The organism is Paraliobacillus sediminis (assembly GCF_003426055.1).
On the sequence record NZ_QJSI01000003.1, the window covers coordinates 1,069,808 to 1,093,040 of the forward strand.

18 protein-coding genes are annotated in these 23,233 nt (G+C 34.8%); 4 read left to right on the forward strand and 14 right to left on the reverse strand.

Translation table 11 applies throughout. The features are described from left to right. Positions 1 to 215 precede the first annotated feature (215 nt). From D2K60_RS18210 to D2K60_RS18245, 8 genes are all read right to left on the reverse strand, one after another. Positions 216 to 1,484: an MFS transporter gene (locus D2K60_RS18210; protein WP_117170492.1), complete on the reverse strand. Its 1,269-nt coding sequence runs from the start codon at positions 1,482 to 1,484 to the stop codon at positions 216 to 218. 119 nt (positions 1,485 to 1,603) lie between these two features. Further along, on the reverse strand, positions 1,604 to 2,263 hold the full coding sequence (locus D2K60_RS18215; protein WP_117170493.1) for an ArsR/SmtB family transcription factor: 660 nt from the start codon (positions 2,261 to 2,263) through the stop codon (positions 1,604 to 1,606). A 116-nt stretch (positions 2,264 to 2,379) separates the two neighbouring features. Further along, positions 2,380 to 3,186, reverse strand: coding sequence for a glutamate racemase (gene racE, locus D2K60_RS18220; protein ID WP_117170494.1), 807 nt, complete (start codon positions 3,184 to 3,186; stop codon positions 2,380 to 2,382). Positions 3,187 to 3,212: 26 nt separating this feature from the next. Continuing rightward, a complete protein-coding gene (locus D2K60_RS18225) occupies positions 3,213 to 3,677 on the reverse strand; it encodes a MarR family winged helix-turn-helix transcriptional regulator (protein ID WP_117170495.1) in 465 nt (154 codons plus the stop codon). A 181-nt stretch (positions 3,678 to 3,858) separates the two neighbouring features. Further along, positions 3,859 to 5,301 (reverse strand): PASTA domain-containing protein, encoded by a 1,443-nt coding sequence (locus D2K60_RS18230; RefSeq protein WP_240335348.1) that lies wholly within the window; start codon positions 5,299 to 5,301, stop codon positions 3,859 to 3,861. Positions 5,302 to 5,305: 4 nt separating this feature from the next. Beyond that, entirely contained in the window at positions 5,306 to 5,977 is a 672-nt protein-coding gene (locus D2K60_RS18235) for an ABC transporter ATP-binding protein (RefSeq protein WP_117170497.1), read from the reverse strand. A 16-nt stretch (positions 5,978 to 5,993) separates the two neighbouring features. Beyond that, positions 5,994 to 7,478 (reverse strand): ABC transporter permease, encoded by a 1,485-nt coding sequence (locus D2K60_RS18240; RefSeq protein ID WP_117170498.1) that lies wholly within the window; start codon positions 7,476 to 7,478, stop codon positions 5,994 to 5,996. 323 nt (positions 7,479 to 7,801) lie between these two features. Next, a complete protein-coding gene (locus tag D2K60_RS18245; RefSeq protein ID WP_117170499.1) occupies positions 7,802 to 8,236 on the reverse strand; it encodes a MaoC/PaaZ C-terminal domain-containing protein in 435 nt (144 codons plus the stop codon). Positions 8,237 to 9,092: 856 nt separating this feature from the next. Here D2K60_RS18245 and D2K60_RS18250 point away from each other — a divergent pair. Further along, positions 9,093 to 9,569 (forward strand): glutathione peroxidase, encoded by a 477-nt coding sequence (locus D2K60_RS18250; RefSeq protein WP_117170500.1) that lies wholly within the window; start codon positions 9,093 to 9,095, stop codon positions 9,567 to 9,569. A gap of 62 nt (positions 9,570 to 9,631) precedes the next feature. Here D2K60_RS18250 and D2K60_RS18255 read toward each other — a convergent pair whose 3' ends face one another. Further along, positions 9,632 to 10,825: a class I SAM-dependent rRNA methyltransferase gene (locus D2K60_RS18255; protein WP_117170501.1), complete on the reverse strand. Its 1,194-nt coding sequence runs from the start codon at positions 10,823 to 10,825 to the stop codon at positions 9,632 to 9,634. A gap of 202 nt (positions 10,826 to 11,027) precedes the next feature. On the opposite strand from D2K60_RS18255, the gene nirB reads away from it, so the two are divergent. After that, positions 11,028 to 13,382: a nitrite reductase large subunit NirB gene (nirB, locus tag D2K60_RS18260; RefSeq protein WP_117170502.1), complete on the forward strand. Its 2,355-nt coding sequence runs from the start codon at positions 11,028 to 11,030 to the stop codon at positions 13,380 to 13,382. Between the two features lie 72 nt (positions 13,383 to 13,454). Continuing rightward, positions 13,455 to 15,593 (forward strand): assimilatory nitrate reductase catalytic subunit NasC, encoded by a 2,139-nt coding sequence (nasC, locus tag D2K60_RS18265; RefSeq protein WP_117170503.1) that lies wholly within the window; start codon positions 13,455 to 13,457, stop codon positions 15,591 to 15,593. 966 nt (positions 15,594 to 16,559) lie between these two features. On the opposite strand, the gene D2K60_RS18275 is transcribed toward nasC, so the two are convergent. Next, entirely contained in the window at positions 16,560 to 16,784 is a 225-nt protein-coding gene (locus tag D2K60_RS18275; RefSeq protein ID WP_112181553.1) for a helix-turn-helix domain-containing protein, read from the reverse strand. A gap of 235 nt (positions 16,785 to 17,019) precedes the next feature. Continuing rightward, positions 17,020 to 19,686: a YhgE/Pip domain-containing protein gene (locus D2K60_RS18280; protein WP_117170505.1), complete on the reverse strand. Its 2,667-nt coding sequence runs from the start codon at positions 19,684 to 19,686 to the stop codon at positions 17,020 to 17,022. Positions 19,687 to 19,893: 207 nt separating this feature from the next. Here D2K60_RS18280 and D2K60_RS18285 point away from each other — a divergent pair, with 207 nt between their 5' ends. Further along, positions 19,894 to 20,328 (forward strand): YslB family protein, encoded by a 435-nt coding sequence (locus tag D2K60_RS18285; protein ID WP_240335349.1) that lies wholly within the window; start codon positions 19,894 to 19,896, stop codon positions 20,326 to 20,328. A 66-nt stretch (positions 20,329 to 20,394) separates the two neighbouring features. Here the strand turns inward: D2K60_RS18285 and D2K60_RS18290 are convergent, their stop codons facing one another. The 3 genes from D2K60_RS18290 to trxA form a co-directional block, all read right to left on the reverse strand. Beyond that, complete coding sequence (locus D2K60_RS18290) at positions 20,395 to 20,853, reverse strand: hypothetical protein (RefSeq protein WP_117170506.1); 459 nt, start codon at positions 20,851 to 20,853, stop codon at positions 20,395 to 20,397. Between the two features lie 72 nt (positions 20,854 to 20,925). Then, complete coding sequence (gene uvrC / locus D2K60_RS18295) at positions 20,926 to 22,737, reverse strand: excinuclease ABC subunit UvrC (protein ID WP_117170507.1); 1,812 nt, start codon at positions 22,735 to 22,737, stop codon at positions 20,926 to 20,928. 104 nt (positions 22,738 to 22,841) lie between these two features. After that, positions 22,842 to 23,156 (reverse strand): thioredoxin, encoded by a 315-nt coding sequence (gene trxA / locus D2K60_RS18300; protein ID WP_117170508.1) that lies wholly within the window; start codon positions 23,154 to 23,156, stop codon positions 22,842 to 22,844. Positions 23,157 to 23,233: the final 77 nt, after the last annotated feature.

A 23,233-nucleotide genomic window follows, 5' to 3' on the forward strand; every position in this document is an offset into this window, starting at 1 on the left:
TCAGCAAAATAGACCTATCTTCGCTCATAGATTATAAAGAAATAACTTTGCGCATTAACAGATAAGAAAAACACGTTTATAAACGCTATTATTTTTCAAATAAAAAAGAACCAAGTCTACGTCTATTGTAGATTCGGTTCTTTGATACTTTTAAAACAACACAGAATATGAAATTGTTCTTATTGATTTTAATATATAACGTGTTTTAAATAGCACTAAATCTTAACTTTCTTACGGTTAGACCACACGATCGGAACGATAAGAAGGGACAACACTCCACCAATAAGTGATAGAGCTGTATAACTCGCACCTGCAACAATCATACCAGACATAGCACCGCCTGATGCGCCTGCTAACGCAATAAACACGTCTACTGACCCTTGTGTCTTAGCACGTTTTGAGCTGATAGTTGAATCAACTATTAGTGCAGTTCCACTTATTATACCTAAATTCCATCCGATTCCAAGAAGAGAAAGAGCAATAATTAATGAAATTACTGAATCAGTTGGTGCAATTGCCGCTAACATACCAGCAAGCAATAAAACTACCCCAGAAACGCCAGCCATTATTTTTCGTCCGAATTTATCCACAAGAACACCAGTGATAAGTGAAGGAAGATACATTGATCCTATGTGAACGCCAATAACAAGGCCAATTGCCCCTAATCCGTGTCCATGATGTGCCATATGGACGGGAGTCATTGTCATGATAGCCACCATAATCATTTGAGTAAGGATCATAATACTAGCACCAACTGTTATACCTCTTTTATTACCTTCTTCGTAGGTTTCTACAGAATTCTCATTGTTATGTATTTTATGGGTATTCATTGATTTAACTATTAAAAAAGGATCTGGGCGAAGAAATAGATAGATAATAACACCTGCTAATATAAAAGCTAATCCTGATAATATAAAGGGACCTGCAAGTTCGGGCACATTGATGGAAAGAGCAAATTTACCCATAAAGTCTACAAGATTAGGTCCTGCGAATGCCCCTAGAGTTGTTGAAACCATTGCAATACTAATAGCCTTAGCTCGTTGTTCCTTATTTGCTAGATCAGTCCCTGCATAGCGAACTTGTAAATTTGTAGCTGTTCCTGCCCCATAAATTAAAAGAGAAATAAATAAAAGGAACACACTATTTATAATAGCAGCTATTACAACTCCAATTGCGCCTATTCCTCCAGCTATAAAACCAGTTGTAATCCCAGTACGACGTCCATATCGTTGTGAAAGTCTTCCAACTACTAATGCAGCTCCTGCTGAACCTAAAGTAAATAAAGCTGTCGGTAAACCAGCATATGCATCTGTTCCAAGCATTTGCTGCGCAAGAAGAGCACCAACTGTAATACCAGCAGCTAATCCAGCTCCTCCAAAAATTTGTGAGATACTAACGATTATTAATGTTCGTTTATACAATTTTTTTTGCTTACTTGGAGAATTCATATAACTTTGCGTCAAATCATCTACTTGATTAGACATATTCAACCTCCTTTTTATAAAATTTATATTTCAGTTATAGCTAACCCTTTCAAATAAGTACGACGTGTTAACAAATCTAAATACTTCTATAACCTTCTAGTCAAAATCCAACGCTCTTCTTATCTTATGTTACCTTCGAATTGCAACCAATCTTGTACGCTTTCTTCCAACCGAAAAGCATTCACTCCGACTGATTTCAAAAGTTCCACTGCTTCTGCCGACATTAAGCAGTATGGACCTCTACAATAAGCAACCACATCACAATTAGCAGGGAGTGTTGCAATTTTATCCTCCAGTTCCTCAACTGGAATAGAAATAGCACCAGGGATATGTAATTCTATATATTCTTCAGTCGGTCTAACGTCTAACAATAAGATTTCTCCCTTATCCATCTTATTTTTCAATTCCGTAAGCGTTACTCCTTCTAATCCTAAGTGACTATTCAAAAATTCTTGTTTAATTTGTTGTACCTGCACTAATTGTCTCTCTGATAATTTGTGCAAGGAAGCTAAAAATTCTGCTATTATTTCATCCGCTAATTGGTAGATAACAAAATTTCCTTTTTTCGTGTATTTAACCATATTTGAGTTTAAGAGCGTTTGTAAATGCTGCGAAACGTTCGCAATAGACATAGTAGTAGCCTTTGATAAAGCATCAACAGACTTTGGACCTTGTGATAATAGATCAATAATCTCTATCCGCTTTGGGCTAGAAATACTTTTACCAACTCTCGCAAATTCTCCATATAAAAGATCTTTTAAGTTACGTTCATTCGTCATGAAAATTATCCTCTCAATCTATTCAATCGTTTAATTGAATACTTGAATTTTAATTAACCTAAACTGTTTTGTCAACAGTTTAGACACTAAAAAAACAAGTGCTTCTTCACACTTGTTTAATTCGTTTCTATATTTGCATTCTCAATTATATTAATTGGTATGTCTAACCATTGAATCGCAATGCGTTCAAATATTTCCCAAGGACCAGTAGTATAAAACCGATGCTTTGGTGAACGATCACCTTCGTACAATGTTTGATGGTAACCTAAGATTACACTGACTTCTCTCGCGGTCTCTTCACCTGATGAGATGATATGGACGTCTTCTCCCATCACAGCTTGAATCGTGTCCTTTAATAAAGGATAGTGTGTGCAGCCTAAAATTAATGTATCAATTATTTGCTTTTCTTTTATAGATTGTAAGGCGGTCTCTACTACTTGATATGCCTCAGGACCTGTAATTACACCTTGTTCAACCATTGGTACAAAGTCTGGACATGATAGTCCTTGAACTTCTATTTCAGAATTAATGCCATGTAGCGCGTCGGGATACGCCCGACTTCTAATTGTTCCTTCTGTTCCAATAACACCAATTTGCATATTTTTCGTCATCTTGATCGCCGCTCGCGCTCCCGGTTGAATGACTCCAATGACAGGAATATCTAATTGTTCTTGCAGCAATTCCAAAGTGAAAGCTGTTGCAGTATTACATGCGATAACAAGTAACTTTATATCTTGCTTCAGTAAAAAGTTAACCATTTCTAACGTGTATTGAATTACTTCTTCTTTTGGCCGTGGACCATAAGGACAACGTAATGTGTCCCCTAAATAAATTAATCGCTCTTTTGGTAATTGACGCATAAGCTCACTCGCTACTGTCAGACCACCAACACCTGAGTCAATGACTCCAATCGGTTGATCCACTATTAATCCCCTCTTATCTTAAATGTTTACACATTACTATTTTTTTCTTTGTCGATTTTCATTTGATTGTGAAGCAACTGTAAAATATCATACAATACATCAACACGATCTGTTGAAACATCTTCTAAGACATCTTCTAAATAATCTTGTCTTTTCTCAATTACTTCTTGAATAATATCTTTACCTTTGTCTAATAAATGTATTCGAACAACACGCCGATCTTTTGTATCCCTTTTCCGTTCAACTAAAAGATTTTTTTCCATTCTATCTATTAAATCAGTTGTTGTACTAAATGCTAAATTTATTTTATTCGAAACTTCACCAATTGTTAAATCCCCATCTTCTAATAACCACTGTAGCGCTATAAATTGAGGTGTCGTTATCGGATAGTTTTTTAAAATTTCACGACCCTTTTGTTTAATTATTCCAGAAATATATCGGAGTTCTCTCTCAACTTCCGCAATTGTCGCCGCGCTTTTCACTTCATCCACGAAAACTTAACCTCCTTTGACTAAGCTAATTCTACTTGTATCATATCATTTTTTCATCAAATTAGGGCGAAATTTGATTTATCTATTTCATTAAAGAAGCAAATAACTAGAGCGGCAGATAAAAATACTGCAACACAAAATAACGCATGGACATGATTAGCACCCATGCGTTATCCTTATATTATTTCACAACTTCTTCTGGCATTTCTTCATCTGTTACTGGCTCTATTGGTTGTTCAAATTCTCCTTCGTCATCTTCCATAGGATTAGACGTTGATGCAGCTGAAGCATTATTACTAATCCGTACTTCAACGGTATAGTCCATCGAAACAAATGCATTAAATTTACTCATACTAACTACTGTTCCTTTTACTTCAGCAGAATCAACATATTTAACGATATAATCAATTTCTGCCCCTTTAGATTGATAATCTTCATAAAATAACTTCGGTAAATCCCCTTCCAACACACCACGGTAATCAGCAAGAAAAGGTCTGCCTTCTGAATAAGTTACTGTGATAGCAGGAGCTTCATCACCGGTCAATTTAGTGCCCGCTTCAATCGATTGAGAAACTAATCTTCCATAAGATAGTTTTGATTGAAATTTCTGTTTGATCGTTACGGTTAGTCCAGGGTAACTTGCTGCTTCATCCATTGCAAGTTCACCGAAATTTGGTACGACTATCGCTTTACCTACAGATACCTCGACGGTCATTTTATCTTTCTTAGCAATTTTTTCTTCAGCTTTTACACTTTGACTGATAACTTTGCCAACTTCTATCGTATTAGAATCTTTATCTTCCAACGTTAATGCGATTTCATTCGTATCTGCCCATTGTTGTACTTCTTCTTTTGTACTTGCAGAAAAATCTGGTACACTAATATTCTTCTCAAATACTTCTTCCCCTTTAGAGTAATAAACAGCAGCGCTATCCTTGCGACGATATGTTGCTTCATCAATTTCGCTATCTTTAATAACAAGTTTAATAAATGAACCAGACTCGACCTTATCACTATATTCTGAAACAACCTTTAGGTTTTCTGCCTGTTGCTCCTCTATCCAGACTTCTGTATCACTTTGATTCATTTCTGAAAAGTCAGGTAAGGGAATAACAGCTTCTGGATCCGGCCCTAAGCTACTAACTAACGTAATCGTTTTCCCTTTTCGAACATTTTTCCCTTCATCTAAACTTTGCGAGATAATTCGATTAGCTTCAAAATCTGAACTGTATTCCTCTGTTAACTCTATTTCTACATCGTTTGTATTTGCCCATGCCCGGGCGTCAGATACTGGTTTATCTGTAAAATCTTCCACTTCCGCATGAACAACATTATAGTACGTAATGAACATTAATATAAAAGCTAGAGTTGATCCAATAATAATAACGAACAGCTTACGTCGCTTTTTCTTCTGGTAAGTTGGATCGATCTCTACTTCTTCACCTACAACACTTCGACGTCTACCAGTTGAAGTACTAGGCTTTTCCTCAGGTATAACTTCCTCTTCCTTATCATCTACAAGGCTTTCTTTTGGTTCTTCAATCGAATCTTGCGTTCCTTTTGATTTATCTTCATCCTGTTCACCCAAAGTACTATCATACTTTTCTTTATTGAATTTTGACAAAAAATCACTCATAAGCTGCTAATCTACCTTTCTGAAGGGTGAAAGTTTGATCAGATTGTTGCGCAATTTCATTCGAGTGTGTTACAACCACAACACATTTATCGTGTTCATGCGCCAACTTTTTGAAAATATCAATAATTTCTTGTTCCATCTCCTCATCAAGATTTCCAGTAGGTTCATCAGCAAGAATTAATTCAACATTTGTAGCTAATGCACGCGCGATGGCTACGCGTTGTTGTTCACCACCAGAGAGTTTATTTACAGAACGATCTGCTTTACTTTTCACAATTCCAATATAGTCTAATAGGTTATAAGCAACTGTTTTTTTGTCCTCTGGAATTTCATTTTCTGTAATAGACATCGGAACCAGTACATTTTCTACAGCCGTAAAGGCAGGAATTAGATTATAACTTTGAAAAATGATCCCGACATTATTGCGACGATATTTCTCATAACCAATCTCTTTAATGTCTTTTTCATTAAATAATACCGTACCGCTCTGTGGTGAATCTAGGGCACTAAGTAATGCTAAAAGTGTTGTTTTTCCGGATCCAGACTGACCTAAAATCGTATAAAACTTCCCTTTTTCAAATCCGACATTTGTATCCTTTAAAATATAACGACGACTTTCTCCATCTTGATAGAAATAATTTAAATCTTTTGCTTCTAATATCATCTATTTCACCTCTCTCCTACATCATTATTTTTTTAGGATTTAATCGAACAATATATATTAATGGGATAATCGTTGATACTAAAATCGTTAATAGTCCTACTAAATAAAACATCAGTATATAGCTAGAATCTAGTTTTACCTCATACGACTCCATTACATCATCCGTTGTTACACTAGATTGGTACGCTTCTAATTCACTGTAATACATCATGTCCTCTTCACTTTGAGTATCTTCAGCATTGAGCAAAGTTTCAGATATACCCTGAGCTAAAAAATTCCCGCTGAATAGCGATAAGGTAATACCGATTAGTGCGACAACCATTACTTCAATTAAAATTTGGCCTACCACACGAGCCCGTCGTTCACCTAAAGATAGGTAAATTCCTAATTCATGTTTACGGTCTCGAAGGAACAATAGTACAACCAAACCAATAATTAATACAGTTGCAATTACGGCTACAAGTAAGACATAACCAGCTAATTTCGACATTGATTCAACTGGCGCTGCAATTGTCTCATATTGATCACTTGCATTGGTAACTTTATAAAGTTCTGGTAACAACGGTTGAACTTCTTCCGCAAATGCAACATTATCCTCTGGATTATTCAATACATAGATAGGTGCATAGTATTCCGTAAGAGCTTCTTCATTTTCTTCAACCATTGCAGCATATTCTTCATCAACCTTCATATACTCATCATTCCAATAAGCTGACTCACTACTGACTACTGCATTAGGTACATAGACAGTATTTTGATATTCAATATTCATGAAATCAACCATTTCACCGTTTTCTTCACTTTCTTCTACACTTGCAGATTCTGGTGTAAATAAACCAATCACTTCTAAAACAACGTCACGAGAAGTTGCTAATTTTTCTTCTCCAGTTGAATCATCAAAAGTATAAATAGCGTTATTTAGCGTGATATTATCACCAATTTGCAAATCATTCATCTCTGCCAATTTTGCAGATATAATCGCCACACTTGAACCATTTTCTACTTCTCCTGGTTCAAAAACACGACCCTCGATTAAATTTCCTACTCCTTCTTCAAAATCAATAACTGGTGCATAGTTAACACCTTTCAACTGGAAGTCTGCACTAGAGCCCTCATACATCATATCTTCTTCCATCTCTTCCATAGCTTCACCTTGATAACTTTGGACGTTCTCTGATCCTAAATATGTAGACAGGTTATAGTCATAATATTTCACATAAGACAATTCACCAATTTGATTTATTAATTCAAGATCTACATTATCTATCTCTAGTGTCATTTGATCTTCTTCGCCCATATTCTCTAGCGCTTCATAATCAAGCTCCACAGTTGCTGCGGCACCTAATTTATCTTTAATACTTGTTTCTACATTGTCTGTAGCCTGTTGAATCGAGATAGCACCTGATATGACATTCCCTAAGATGAAAATAACAGCCAATAAAATGATTGACTTACCTTTTTTTCTTGAAATACTTAATAACCCTCGTTTAATAAAATTCATTACTAACCCCCTCAAATTAAAAACATTACATAAATCAAGATTCACAAAAATTATGCCATTATAATCATTCGGTACTACTCGCAAAATTTTCTACTAATCTATCAATATAATACTAATTATACATTTATAAACAAGGAATTTACAACCAAAATATTGAAATATTTAGTAGAATTTTATCTTTTACTTTTTATCTTATTAACTATAATAAATTCATGTCTATGAAACCTGAAGATAACTACCACAACAATTCCTACTAAAAAAACGCTATTCAAGAAAGAATAGCGTTTAGATTAGTCTGAAACTATATAATTGTACGATTTATTTCATTCTCTACTTTTTAACAACACATCAATTGAGAAGGTTGTCACAGTTTCCTTATTTTGATTATTTATAATGAATGAAAAAGTTACTGTCCCTTTTCCACCTCTTGATGATAACCGCTTATTTATTGCCTCTACATGACCAATTAATATATCATTTGGATAAACAGGCTTTGTCCATCTAATCTGATCAACTCCAGTACCAGCAATCACCTCATCTCCCAATATATCAGCTTCAATCCACTTGGACCACACCAGTCCAATTGTTTGATAACCAGAAGCAATAATCCCTTTAAACATTCCTTGTTTTGCAAATTCATGGTCCGTATGTATACGTTGTGGATCATATTTCTTCGCGAATTCTAAAACATCTTCTTCCTTTACTTTTATCGGTTCCAAGTTAAATTGTTGACCGACCTTAATATCTTCTATATACATTATTCTCCACCTTTACAGCTAAAAGCTAAATTCAAACTAATAACCAAATTTCTCACTATAAAACAAGCACTTAAGTCTTGGTATAACAAGACTTCACACTTAACTGGTAATCATCAGTGCTTTGATCTGACGCACTTGAGAGAAACTCTGTCGTAAGAGAAGACTCTTACCCGCTAGGTCAGTAAATCGATTCGCTTTCCATGGGCACAGTCTCAGCTAACTTGGTAAAGAAAAACGTTTCACCAAGTGGATCTTCGACTTGTGCTGTTCCCACAGGAGTCTCACCCATTTACTTCCTCCGCTGGATAGACTTTAAAAGTAGTACGTTATCTGCTGGTCATATAGTTTTATTGTGCTTATAACAACAGCTTCTCACATTATGCTGATTGATTGTAGCGTAAGGCGGTCGACTCCTGCGGGAAAAGCAAGATCTGAAGATCCACTTCGAAAAGTGCTTTTTGCTTTTCGAAGTTAGCTGAAGACTTGCCCTCGGAAAGCGACTGCCTGAAGCGGAAATCAACATGCAGTTACGACAAATTCTATGTTTATTCAGTAATAAACAACTTTTTTTAAATAGTTTCAAGCTTTATAATGAACACATTCCAAACTCATATCAGCAAACGATTAGCGTTTATTTTTCAAGTGAGAAAGTTGACTAATAAATATAATACAATAACTTTCTTTTTTTTCATAAAATAATTCACTCTATATTCAAGACATTGTTTTAAAAAAAACGGTTCAGTCGCAATAAAAAATTAGAAAAATGAAGTGATATTGCTAGTCATTATTCGATAAAGTGTTATACTAATTATATTGTACACAATCTAATTTTTTAAAAAATAGGAGTGGATTTGTTATGAGTATTTATGATATTACAGTTAAAAAGTCTAATGGCACAACATATCAACTTGATGCATACAAGAATCAGGTTATGTTAATAGTAAATACCGCATCCAATTGTGGTCTTAACGGTCAATTTGATGGCCTTGAAGAAATTCACCAGAAGTATAAGGATAAAGGCGTTGCTGTACTTGGGTTTCCAAGTAATCAGTTTGCTAACCAAGAACCAGGTACATCAGAAGAAGCAGAAGAATCTTGTCGAATCAATTTTGGCGTAACATTCCCAATCCATGAAATCATTGATGTAAATGGAGACAATACACATGAGTTGTTTCAACATTTGAAAAGTAATTCCAAAGGTTTTTTAGGTAAAAATATTAAATGGAACTTCACTAAGTTTTTAGTTGATCAGAATGGTGCTGTTATCGAACGTTTTGGACCTAAAGTTGAGCCAGCTAAAATCGAGAAGAAAATTGCGGAAATCGTTTCTTAATACAAAAAGGAATCCTTAGCTAAATGAAAGGATTCCTTTTTTTGTATGTACATACTGTATTATTAGACTTTTTTAATGAAGAGTACCTTTAAATAGTTCCCCTCTTTATACTGTTTAATTGTCTTGAAATCGTCTGGCAACGAAAATGTTTCCATGATCTTATAAGACTCATTCATTTCTTTAAAAGCCTGATCAATAAAGTTCTTAAACTTATCCATGCCAAAACTACTAGCATTCGTTGACGCAACAATAACTCCTTCGTCCGCTGTAATAGCAATTGTTTCTTTAAGCAAGTTCACATAATCCTTTGATGCACTAAACGTATGTTTCTTTGATCTAGCAAAGCTTGGGGGATCAAGAATAACCATGTCAAAACTTAGATCTTTCTTAACTGCATATTTAAAATAATTAAAAACATCCATAACTCGAATGGTATGATCGTTCTCATCTACCCCATTTACCTGAAATTGTTCAATCGTTTTAGGTAAACTACGATTCGCAAGGTCAACACTCGTCGTCTCTTTAGCACCTCCCAGTGAGGCAAAAACAGAGAAAGCACCTGTGTATGAAAATGTATTTAATACTGTTTTACCATTCGCATACTTATCTCTAATTGTTTTTCTTACCTGCCTTTGATCAAGGAATATTCCAGTCATTGGACCATCATTTAAATAGACCGCAAAGTTCACACCATTTTCCTTTATTATAACCGGGAACTCACCACGTTCTCCCGTAACAAAATCATCGTCTTCTACGTATTTACCACCAGTATCAAATCTTTTTTTCTCGTAAATACCTTTAAATTCAACCAAGTTCATGAGTGATTGAAGGATTAAATCTTTAAATTGGTAAATCCCCTGACTATACCAGTTTATAACATAAAAACCCGCATAGTATTCAACAGTCAAACCACCAATTCCATCGCCTTCCCCATTAAAGACACGAAAAGCAGTTGTATCTTTATCTTTATAATAGGTACTTCTTTTATCTAATGCAGCATCTATCTTCTTATCAAAAAATTGCTGATCGATTGGTTCATGTTCGTTTTGGGTTAAAACCCAACCAAATCCTTTGTTTTGTCTTCCATAATAACCTCTCCCTAGAAAATGATCTTTCTCATCAACTAATTGAACGATTACTCCTTCTTGATGTAATACTTCCATATTTAAGATAGCTTCTTTAAAAATATGTGGAAAACCTGCTTTAAATTTATTGGAAAATTTATCTTTGATTTTCAATTGCACTTCATTCTGCATTTCCTTCATCCTAACTGTTTATATATGTACTTACTTTATCATTTGACTTTCTATAAAGCTAGCTTCAATAAGTCTTTCGTCGTTTATATCCAATCTATTTTCGATAATTATGTTTGTAACATTTCCTTACAAACAAACGGATTATTTACCATATGTATGCTAACATTAAATCCAAATTCAAATTTTCTGGAGGATAACTATGATGGGAAAGCAAAAACTTGTGTTAATCGGAAACGGTATGGCAGGTTTGCGCTGTATCGAGAATATATTAAAAGAGGATAATACCCTATACGATATCACCATTTTTGGCAGTGAGCCCCACGTTAATTATAGTCGGATTATGTTATCTTCCGTTCTGCAAGGGGATACCACATTTAATGATATAACAATAAATGACCGTAACTGGTATGATGACAATCATATTCATCTCCATACCGGTATAACAGTTACAAATATCAATCAAGATAAAAAGATAATAGAGACTGATAATGGAACAATTACTCCTTTTGACAAACTCATTATCGCAACTGGCTCTAACCCGTTTATGTTACCGTTACCTGGTAATGATAAAGAAGGTGTTGTATCTTTTCGTACAATAGAAGATTGTAACAAAATGATAGACACAGCAAAAAACTACAAGAAAGCAATAGTAATTGGTGGCGGTCTCCTTGGTCTTGAAGCAGCAAGAGGCTTATTAAATTTAGGAATGGCAGTTGAAGTTGTTCATAATTCTGAATATTTGATGAATAAACAATTAGATGAAACAGCAGCACGTATGCTTCAAAGTGAATTAGAGTTACAAGGCATGAATTTTCTATTAGAAAAACAATCCGAAGAAATCATTGGAGACACCAGGGTTGAAGGAATCCGATTTAATGATGGTACAGTAGCTGCAGCAGATCTTATTGTGATGGCAGTTGGTGTACAACCAAACATTCAATTAGCCCAGAAAGCCGGAATTGAAACAAACAGAGGTATTCTCGTCGATGATTTTTTAGCTACACGTTCAGAGGATATTTATGCTGTTGGTGAATGTGCCGAACACAACGAAATGGTCTATGGTCTTGTCAAACCGCTTTATGAACAAGGAGCAGTACTTGCCCGTCATTTGTGCGCCAAGCATAATCAGCCCTATACTGGATCTGTTTTATCTACGCAATTAAAAATATCCGGTGTCGATGTATTTTCTGTTGGACAATTCTATACCGACGACCAAACAAAAGCAATTCATTTTCATGACGAAGTTGCTTCAACCTATAAGAAAGTTTTCTTTAGAGGTAACAAAGCGGTTGGCAGTGTTATGTTTGGCGACACCAAAGAAGGTCCTAGACTATTAGATATCATTGTAAAACAAAAATTTGTCGCTGATCAAGAAAAAATTGCTTTACTTACGCCTTTAGATCCAAGTGAATCTTATGTAGCAACAATGCCCAAAAGTGAATTTGTCTGTACATGTAATGCCGTGTCTAAAGGTACTATTATTGAAAATGTCCAACAGCACACGCTTACTACTGTAGATGAAGTCCGCCAATGCACGAAAGCTTCGAGTTCCTGTGGTGGTTGTAAACCAATTGTTAGTGAACTCCTTGCATATATAAATAGTGAATATTTTAATGAAGCAGTTGAAGATAAAAGTTTCTGTTCTTGTACTAAATTAACGGAAGATGAAATAGTTACAGAAATACAAACAAATAATTTAGCTAGTGTTACGGAAGTTATCGAGACACTAGATTGGGAAACGAATGATGGTTGTGCCATTTGTATTCCTGCAATAGAGTATTATTTAGAAATGATTTATCCAGAATATGAACAAAATCAAGAAACAATCTATATAAATGAAAAAATGAATGCAAAACTTCGTAAAGATGGCACTTATACGGTTGTACCACAACTGTATGGTGGAACAGCTCAGACCAGTCAATTGAAAACTATTGCTAAAGTTGCAGAGAAGTACAACATTACTACGCTACCATTAACAAGTGCACAGAGAATTCATTTAGAAGGTATTAAAAAGGAAGATTTATCATCTGTTTGGGTAGATCTCAATATGCGCCTTCACTCTGCAGCCGCAAATACGGTTCAAAGTATTAAAACTAGTAGTGGCGACCATTTATGCGAGTGTGATAAATTACCAGGCTATCAGATAGCACACGAACTTGAGCGGAGAATGGAATTTCTAAAAACACCATATCATCTCAGGATTGGAGCATCTGCTTGCAAACATAATGGCGCTGGTTCCACAACAAAAGATGTAGGTATTATCAAAATGGATAGAGGCTGGGAAATTTATATTGGCGGAAGTAGCGGTCGCAATAGTCGATTAGGTGAATTGTTAGCTGTCGCAGAATCACAAAATGAAGCAGTTAATATTATTCTTGGATTTGTCCAATATTATCGTGAATCCGCCAATTATTTAGAACGAACATGGCAATGGATTGAGCGTGTAAGTTTAGTTCACCTTCGCGAAGTACTTTTTGATGAAGAATTACAGTATTATTTAATTGATAGATTAGAAAAAAGTGTGAAGCAACGTAAAAGGCTGTTACTAAATAACTGATAGATTTCATACTTTTCTTAACGCTACAAACTAGAACTCAATTAAAAATCAGCGAGTAAAGGATGAGATATCTTGACAGAGTTACTTTTGAAATACTTCAGAGATAAGCAACAAAAAGCTGAAACAGAGAAAGTTTACGATTCGCAATGTCCTTATTGTAGTATGCAATGTAAGATGCAATTAGTAGAACAAAAAGTTGTTTCCAGAAAAACATATAAAACAATTGGAAAAGATAACCCAACCTCTGAAGGACGGCTTTGTATAAAAGGATTAAATGCCCATCAGCATGCACTTCATAAAGACCGCATTAAACAACCATTAATGAAGGTTAACGGCGAATTCGTCACCGTTTCTTGGGAAGTCGCATTAGAAGAAATCAAAAAGAATTTCAAAGAGATCCAACAACAAGATGGTCTAGATGCCTTGTCGGTTTACGGAAGTGCTTCAATTACAAACGAAGAAGCGTATCTATTAGGTAAATTCGCGCGGGTTGGCTTACAAACAAAACACATCGATTACAATGGCCGTTTATGTATGGGAGCTGCTGCAACAGGTGCAAATCAAACGTTTGGTGTCGATCGCGGATTTACTAATACAATAAAAGAAATTCCTAATACGCGCTGTATTATCCTAGCTGGAACTAATATTGCTGAGTGTCAGCCGACCATCATGCCTTATTTTGAAAGAGCAAAAGAAAATGGTGCATATATCATTGCTATTGATCCTCGCGAAACAGCAACTACCAAACTAGCTGATTTGCACTTAAAAAACAAACCAGGTTCAGATGTAGCCTTAGCTAATGGATTATTAAAGGTAATTATTGAAAATAACTTAGTTGATGAAGCTTTTATTCAGGATAGAACAAATGGATTTGAAGAAGTAAAAGAACTAGTAACATCTATTGAGCTTGAGGAAACAGCGCAATTAACAGGCTTAACTGTTGAGCAGATCAAACAAGCTGCTACTGCTTTTGGACAAGAATCGTCAGGAATGATCTTTACCGCAAGAGGCATTGAACAACAAATTGATGGAACAGCTGCAGTACGTTGTTTTATAAATATACTTTTAGCTACTGGAAAAATTGGAAAACCTAACTCTGGTTTTGGAGCAGTTACTGGCCAAGGCAATGGTCAAGGCGCTAGAGAACACGGTCAAAAGTCGGATCAATTACCAGGTTATCGCTCGATTGAAAATGACGAACATAGAGCATTCATTGCAAATGTTTGGGGAGTTAATGAACAAGACATTCCTAGGAAAGGCGTATCAGCATATGAAATGTTTGAGGAAATAGATCAGCAAAACATTTCTGGTATGTTTGTCATGTGTTCCAACCCAGTTGTATCAAATCCAAATGCTAACTTCGTCAAAAAAGCATTGGAACAATTAAAATATTTAGTAGTTGTAGATATGTTCATTTCAGAAACAGCAAAACTAGCAGACATCATCTTACCAGCCTCTTCATATCTAGAAGATGAAGGAACAATGACGAATGTCGAAGGTCGTGTCATGTTAAGAGAAGCTAGCTTTCCCCTACCTGGTGAAGTAAGACATGATTGGCAAATTATCTGTGATATAGCTAAAGTATTAGGAAAAGAACAGTACTTCCAATACCAAAGTGCTGAAGATATTTTTGAAGAACTTAGAGTCGCAAGCCGAGGTGGTAGAGCAGATTATTATGGCATCACCTATAATCGGATTCAAAAAGAAGATGGTGTCTTATGGCCATGTCCAGATCCAAATGAATCTGGCACAGATCGTCTATTTGAAAATTCATTTGCTCATACAGATGGAAAAGCAAAAATGGCAGCCATTTCGCACAAATTAAAAATACCCAAGCCGACACCGAGCGAGACATATCCACTCTATTTAACAACCGGTCGTGTCATGTCACACTACCTAACTGGTGAGCAAACAAGAAAAAGTCCTTCGCTTGCTGCAAGAAATATTGAAGCATTCATGGAGGTCCATCCAGATACAGGATTGAAATATAATCTTAAAGAAACAACGCTTGTGAAAGTTGAATCAAAACAAGGTTCTATTGTTGTTAGAACCAAATGGTCTACTACGATACGGAAAGACACTGTTTTTGTGCCATTCCACTGGACAGAATCCCAAAATGTAAATCGATTAGTTTCTGATGAATTAGATCCTCAGTGCAAAATGCCAGGTTTTAAAGTGAGCACAGTCAGAATTAGTCCAGTCAATAGCTAACAACTATAGTAATCTATTAAATAAGGCCTCTGTTTCTAGATGAAACAGAGGCCTTATTTATTTAACGAAACTTCCTTCTATTTAAATCTTACGGTCTATTGGAACCCATTGTGTGGTGTTTACAATTCGATTACTAACAGCTTTATTACAAACGACAATCAATAAAACCGAAGTATTCATATATGTTCTTTCATTAATTATCTTTAATTATTTTTTCAATATAAGTTGATAATATAACAGCTAAAGGTATATTAAAAATTGTAAGTACGAACAAAGCAATTACATTAGAAAAATTATTGAAAGGTGCCCAAACATTAAATATAAAACTAGTAATTTTAAATAAGAAATAATATATAGCACAACTCAATAAAAAAAGCACTATTCTTTTAGACATATACTTACCTTCCTTTGCTTTGACGATTTTTTTAAAAAATGGAGTTCATTTCTTTATCATGCATATTTTTTAAAGTGAGCTATATTGCTGTTCTAACAGCATTGTTTCTTTTACGCTGCAACATGTAGAAAAAAAGCGGCTTGCCATTAGAAGAGCATTAATTCACCTGTTCACAGTAGCTTTACAACTGCTTGCAAATTCCGTTTCACATCAAGATTTTGTATTCATTCAAAATGAATGGATTTCCTTCAAAGATGAACAAAATTCTTTTATACAATTCATATAATATAACACCGATTAAATTAATCTATGATTATCTTCTGTTTTTCACGCTAAAAGCGTTTGTTGAATAAGACTTTATTCTTTGCTATGCATAAACATAATACCTTATACACTAATTGTTATATTTAATTATATACTATTTTGATACCTACAAAAATTCTTTCAGATAACCTATGTATGGATTGAAATACCAGCATTTTTATAAACAATATTGCTGTCCATCAACATTGTTTCTTTTACTGTGCAACAGTAAGCAAAAAACCGACTTCCCATTAGAAAGTCGGTTTTTATTAGAGCTTTAATTCACCCATTCTTAAAAGCTCTACTACTGCTTGCGAACGCCCCTTTACACCAAGCTTTTGCATTGCATTTGAAATATGGTTCCTTACTGTTTTTTGGGATATAAACAGTTCTTGGGCTATATCTTTTGTTGTTTTGTCCTGTACTAATAGCTCAAATACTTCTTTTTCACGTTTCGTTAATAGTTGCTTCGGCTTGTAGTCACTATCTGTCAAGTCTTAACCCCTCCTTGCTGTCTTTAGAGTCACACTGTGAAGGGTATTTATTTAGTCAAAGTATTCTATGTTAAAAAAATCCTTTCCGTGCTTGCTTCTATCCCGATTAAATAGAAATACACCTTTGTCCTATGGTAACGCAGTCATTTACCTTGTTTTTAAACAAAGAAGTAAAGCCACACTACTAACCATTAAGTTGTAGTGTGGCTTTACTATATAACTTTACAAATTGCTCTTAATGGATCAATCCACTTTTCTTCGCTTCATTCGAAACGTGTTCGATTTTTTTCGCTAATGGTTTCTTCAAAAACACTGCAAACATAATCGCAACAATCATAAAGGCTAGTAATACTAAAATATCTCGAATCACAATACCTAGGACCATTCCTCCTACCGCTTCACGTAATAAACTAATCGCATAGGTAAATGGTAAATAAGGATGAATCGCTTGAAAGAATGGTGGTGCGACTTGAATTGGGAAAGTTCCACCAGACCCAGATAGTTGCAGCACTAGGAATATAATTGCAACACCTTTACCGACATTGCCAAATACAGATACAAGCGTGTATACAATCGACATGAACACGATACTAATGAAGATACCGAATATAACAAACCAAATTGGTTCTGCGACATATGCATCCAAAATGAACATATCACCTAATGTTACGATGAGTGCTTGCATGATACCTATCGAAGCAAAAGTTAGTCCCCTACCAAAGTAGATATGTGTATGTTTGTACAACTCATCCTTATTCGCAACATCCACGCGAAGTAATGAAATTAAAAGTAATGCACCCACCCACAAACTTAATGTTGTATAAAATGGGGAGTTTGCTGACCCATAGTTTGGAATTGGGAACACCTTGTTTTCTTTTAATTCAATTGGTTCTGCTAAGAAATCACTTTCTTGTTCGATATCATTCTTTAATAGCTTAATAATATCTGCTAAGTCTTGTTCTGATTCAAATTCTCGAATCTTATCCGCTGTATTTCGAACAGAGTCTTCTAAACCTGGTAAATCATCTCGAACAAGATCAGCAATTTTTCCAACAGCTTCTTCTACCTGTGGCAGTTTGTTTTCAATGAAATCTGCTACTTTTGCAATTTCGGCTGCAGCTTCTGGTAAATCATTGTTTACAAAGTCTGCTGCCTGGTGAATTTTTTTCTCTATCTCTGGAAAACTGTTTTGATAAAAGTCTGCTGCTTGATCAATTCCAGCCATTACGTCATCTATTTTTTCATTTATCGTTGTTGCTGTTTGATGAATTTCCTCACCAATCTCAGGTAGTTGTTCTTGTAATAGGTTTATTTCTTCTTCACCATATTGTAATGATTTTTCTGTGTTTTCTAATATCGTTTTAACTTCAGGTAAGTTTTCTTGCGCTTGTTGTATATCTTCTGACGCATTAGTTGCATCTTCTTGTAATTGTCCAAGCCCACTATTAAGTAACGGATTAATTGTTTCATCAAATCGGTCAACCATATCAGTGGAAGTAACTACCGCCTGTTCCGATAAATGAACTAGTTGATCAATTTGCCCTTGAGGAATATTATCCGCACTTTGTTGCATCTCCGTTAGTAAAGCATATTCTTCTTCAAAATTAACTTGGAGTGCTTGGATTTGTTCTATATCGGATGTAAGTCCGTCATCACCTTGTTGTTGATTAATTGCTTCCATTACCTGTACAGATTGATCAATACTTGTAATGCTCGCTTGTACATCGGCTTTTAAAGCTGGAACTTTTTCTTCTATTTCACTTGATGATAGTTCATCGTTATCAAGTGCCAACGCAAATTGGTGAACCTCTTCTGCTGTTTGTTGATAAAGAAGTAAATTTTGTTTTAATACAGGTGCAACTGTGTCAAATGCATCTTTATTTTCCTCTAAAAAGGTAGCCATTGCGTCAGCATACGCGGTGCCGGTTTCTGCAATCCGTTCTACTTCAGGTAAAGCATCTTGTGCACGTGATACGACTTCTTGTGCCTTTTGTATGTCTACTAATGCATCACTTACCAATTGCTCAACTTGATTGAAATTTTCGTCTACTTCGATAATTGCATCTGCAATACGCTGAATTTCTGGCATCTTTTCTTGGATAATTAAAATTTCATCCCCGACTTTTTTTATTTCAGGTAATTTATCCTCTAGTTTAACTACTGTTTGTGCAGCATCCATGATTGCTGGCATCTCGGCTTCTAACTCTAAAATCTTTTCTGCCTGTTTATTAATTTCAGGAATTTTATCTTCCAATTGAATGGCTTTATTGCCCATCTCTTCAATATCTGGTAAACGATCTTCTAACGCAAAAATTTTACCTTCAATATTTCTTATTGTAGGTAACTCTTCTTCTAACTCGATTCCAATATCATTGAATATAGTTAATACGGCTTCGCTTACTGTTTCTATAAAAGTATCACTTGTTTGACCTATAATCGATGTTGCTCCAGAAGATGCCATCTTTGGTGCAATCGCATTAATTTTTTCATTAACGTTATATATTATCTCTGGTTTAGTTTGTTCATCACCTAATAATGTTCCGATCTTTTCAGAAAAGTCCTCTGGAATATATATACTTGCATAGAAGTCTCCATGCCTTACGCCTTCCTCTGCTTCTTGTTTTGAAACGAATTGCCAACCAAGTCCATCATTTTCCTTTAAATTCGTTACAATTTGGTTTCCAACATTAACATCTTCATCTCGGATTGTTGCGCCGATATCTTCATTTGTTACTGCTATGGCAATATCACTTGTATTGGAATATGGATCCCAAGAAGCTTTTAAGTTAAACCAAGCATAAAGGGATGGTAATATCATCAAAGCTACAATCAAAAATAGAGCAACTGGAGTTTTAATTATATTTAACCAGTCCGTTTTAAAGATTTTACCTATATTTCGCAAACGCACACACCTCTTAGTTGATTTTCTAATTTAAATCCATTTTTTTAGTCATAGAAGCTATTTTAAAACTATTTAGCTTAGCTGTCACGACTTTTTTTTATTTTTTTACAATTACATGGGCTAAATGGTGGTTGCAATCACTCCAATTTCAAGCGATAATAATGAATAGACTAATTTATTGTTATAGTTACGGAAGGGGACAGACTTGTGCATCACAATTTAAATATGACAGATCAAGTAGCAGAGCAACTTCAAACAACTGGTTCTGGTTATGATTTACTCCGTTATGTATGCCTACCAGACCTACTTGGAAAAGATGCTACTACAATTTTATATGTACTTGGTAAAAATATTGCAAGACAAATAGAGTGGCAAACATTTGATCAAGTCGTTGCTTTTTTTAACAAAACTGGTTGGGGAACACTAGCAGATATTAAACAAAAAAGAAGCGAACATATTTTCGAATTAACAGGCGAAGCAATTACCCAACGTATGAAGTCCGATATTGTCGTTGATTATCGATTAGAGGCTGGTTTTTTAGCAGAAGCTTTCCAACAAATAAAAGGCCAAGCTTGTGAATGTAGTGAAGAAATTTATCCTAAGAAAAATATTGTTGCCTTTCACATCTTATATACAAAGTAGATCTAACTATAAGTATTTCTCAACTAACGTACTAAAAAACTAGAGCAATTAATTGCTCTAGTTTTTTTATTTTGATAATGGCTTGAATTCATTTCCAAAGACATCAGACGGTATCTTCATTACTAGGTCTATCAATCCAAAAAAAGTACTCGGATAAATACTCACTAGAATTAGATTTATTATATCGCCTCCATCCGAAATAATCGGTAAAGAGCCCTGTAAAAAAAACAATACTGATAAAAAAATGATTCCTGATACCGCGTGCAATAAAAATCGACTTACAACTTTAGTCAGTGTATTTCTTATTTTATTTGTTACTTTATCTATCCCAATTGAAATTGGGATTCCAAGAATAAAAACTATTGGTGCAACATAGACGATCGAAATCAAAATTGTAAATACAAATAAGTCTGATATAAAACTAATAATACTATTTTCCAGAGTAATACCATTATTAAATAACATATATATTATCCCAGCGTTTATTGTTGTTAAAAGTGCAACTACTAATTTTCTTTTAAACACAAACATTCTCCTTATTACTTTCAGCATAAAGATAATAAATAGACAATAAGTGAATGGAGGCCACTGAAAATTTTATGATTCTTTAGTGGTCTCCGTTTCGTTCTGGCCTTTATCCTTCTTTAGATGTTCTAATATTATCTGGGCAGTTGGTTCTGGGATCCCTAACCGTTTTAATTCTTCTAAAGAAGCTTCTTTAATTTCGGTAATCGATTTAAAATGTGTTAGTAACAATTTACGGCGCTTTTCTCCAACACCAGGTATGGAATCCAACTCTGATTTAAAAGCACTTTTCCCACGTAACTGTCGGTGAAATGTAATCGCAAATCGATGCACTTCATCTTGTATCCGTTGAATTAAATAGAATTCCTGTGACTGTCGCTCTAATTCAATAACTTCTGGTGGATTTCCATATAACAATTCACTCGTTTTGTGCTTATCATCTTTCGCTAAACCACACAATGGAATATCCAATCCTAACTCATTTTCTAATACATCAAATGCGGCATTCATCTGCCCTTTACCACCATCAATTACAATAAGGTCTGGAAGAGGATACCCTTCCTTTAAAACACGCGTGTAACGACGACGGATAACTTCACGCATTGTTTCATAATCATCAGGCCCTATTACATCACGAACTTTGTATTTACGGTATTCTTTCTTTAATGGTCGACCATCACTAAACACAACCATTGCTGATACAGGATCTGTTCCTTGAATATTTGAGTTATCAAATGCTTCAATTCGATGTGGTATTTCAATATTTAATCGTTCACCTAAATCTTCCACAGCTTTAATCGTACGTGCTTCATCTCGTTCAATTAAGGAGAACTTCTCTTCTAAAGCAATTTCAGCATTCTTACCTGCTAAATCAACCAATTCTTTTTTTCTTCCTCGATACGGAATTGTCACATCTACTTCCAATAATTCTTTTAGGAGCTGATATTCTACCGGTGCAGGAACAAGAATTTGTTTCGGTTTTGGATGGTTTTGATGTAAATAAAACCGACCAATAAAACTCATAAAAGTCTCTTCTGCCTCATCAAAAAACGGGAAAATAGACACATCTCTTTCAATTAATTTTCCTTGACGGATGAAGAAAACTTGGACACACATCCAGCCTTTATCATACGCATAATGAAAAACATCACGATTCACTTCATCTTTTAATGTCATTTTCTGTTGTTCCATAACCGCTTCAATATGCTGGATTTGATCCCGTAACTCCATTGCACGTTCAAAATTCAATATCTCACTAGCTTTTTCCATCTTTTCTTTTAAATTTCGTTTAATTGCTTGATGCCCACCATTTAAAAAGGAAACAATATCTTGCACGATTGTTTTGTACCTTTCCTCTGAAGGTTGCTCTTCTGAACAAGCAAGACATTGATCCATATGATAATACAAACAATGTCTTCCAGGTGGATTATTGCACTTACGTAACGGATAAATACGATCTAATAATTTTTTTGTTTCCCTTGCTGCAATAACGTTTGGATAAGGACCAAAATACTTTCCTTTGTCCTTATATACGCGTCGAGTAATTAGCAATCTAGGATGCCGTTCATTTGTGATTTTTAAATAAGGATAACTTTTGTCATCCTTTAACAATACATTGTATTTAGGATCATACTTTTTTATTAAATTCATTTCTAAAATTAATGCTTCAATTTCTGAAGACGTGACTATATATTCAAAATCAACAATCTCTTGAACTAATCGCTGTGTTTTTTGATCATTTGCACCTGTAAAGTAAGAACGCACACGGTTTTTTAATAATTTTGATTTGCCTACATAAATTATCGTACCATGTTTGTCTTTCATTAAATAACAACCAGGCTGTGCCGGTAACACTGCCAATTTTTCTTTTATTTTATCAGACATATCCAGACACTCCACATTCAGTTTATACTCTATTATAACAAAGAATAATCCCCTGCTACCATAAAAGTAACAAGGGATTAAAATTGCTAGATACTATTTTTTGTTTATGCGTGTTGGTTAATTAATTCAACTAATGCTTCTTTTGGTTGGAAGCCAACAACTTGCTCTACGATTTCTCCATCTTTGAAAAGAAGAAGCGTTGGAATACTCATGACACCGTATTTTCCAGCTGTTTCTTGATTCTCATCAACATCTAATTTAACGATTTTAACTTTATCGCTCATTTCACTATCGATTTCTTCTAATACTGGCGCGATCATTTTACAAGGTCCACACCAAGTTGCCCAAAAATCTGCTAATACTACACCTGAACCCGTTTCTTCTGAAAATGTTTTGTCGTCTGCTTTTACAATTGCCATTTATATAGCCTCCTCTTAATTTTCTAAACAATATTTAATTCTTCATTGAGTATATCATTCTCATTTACGCTCTGGCT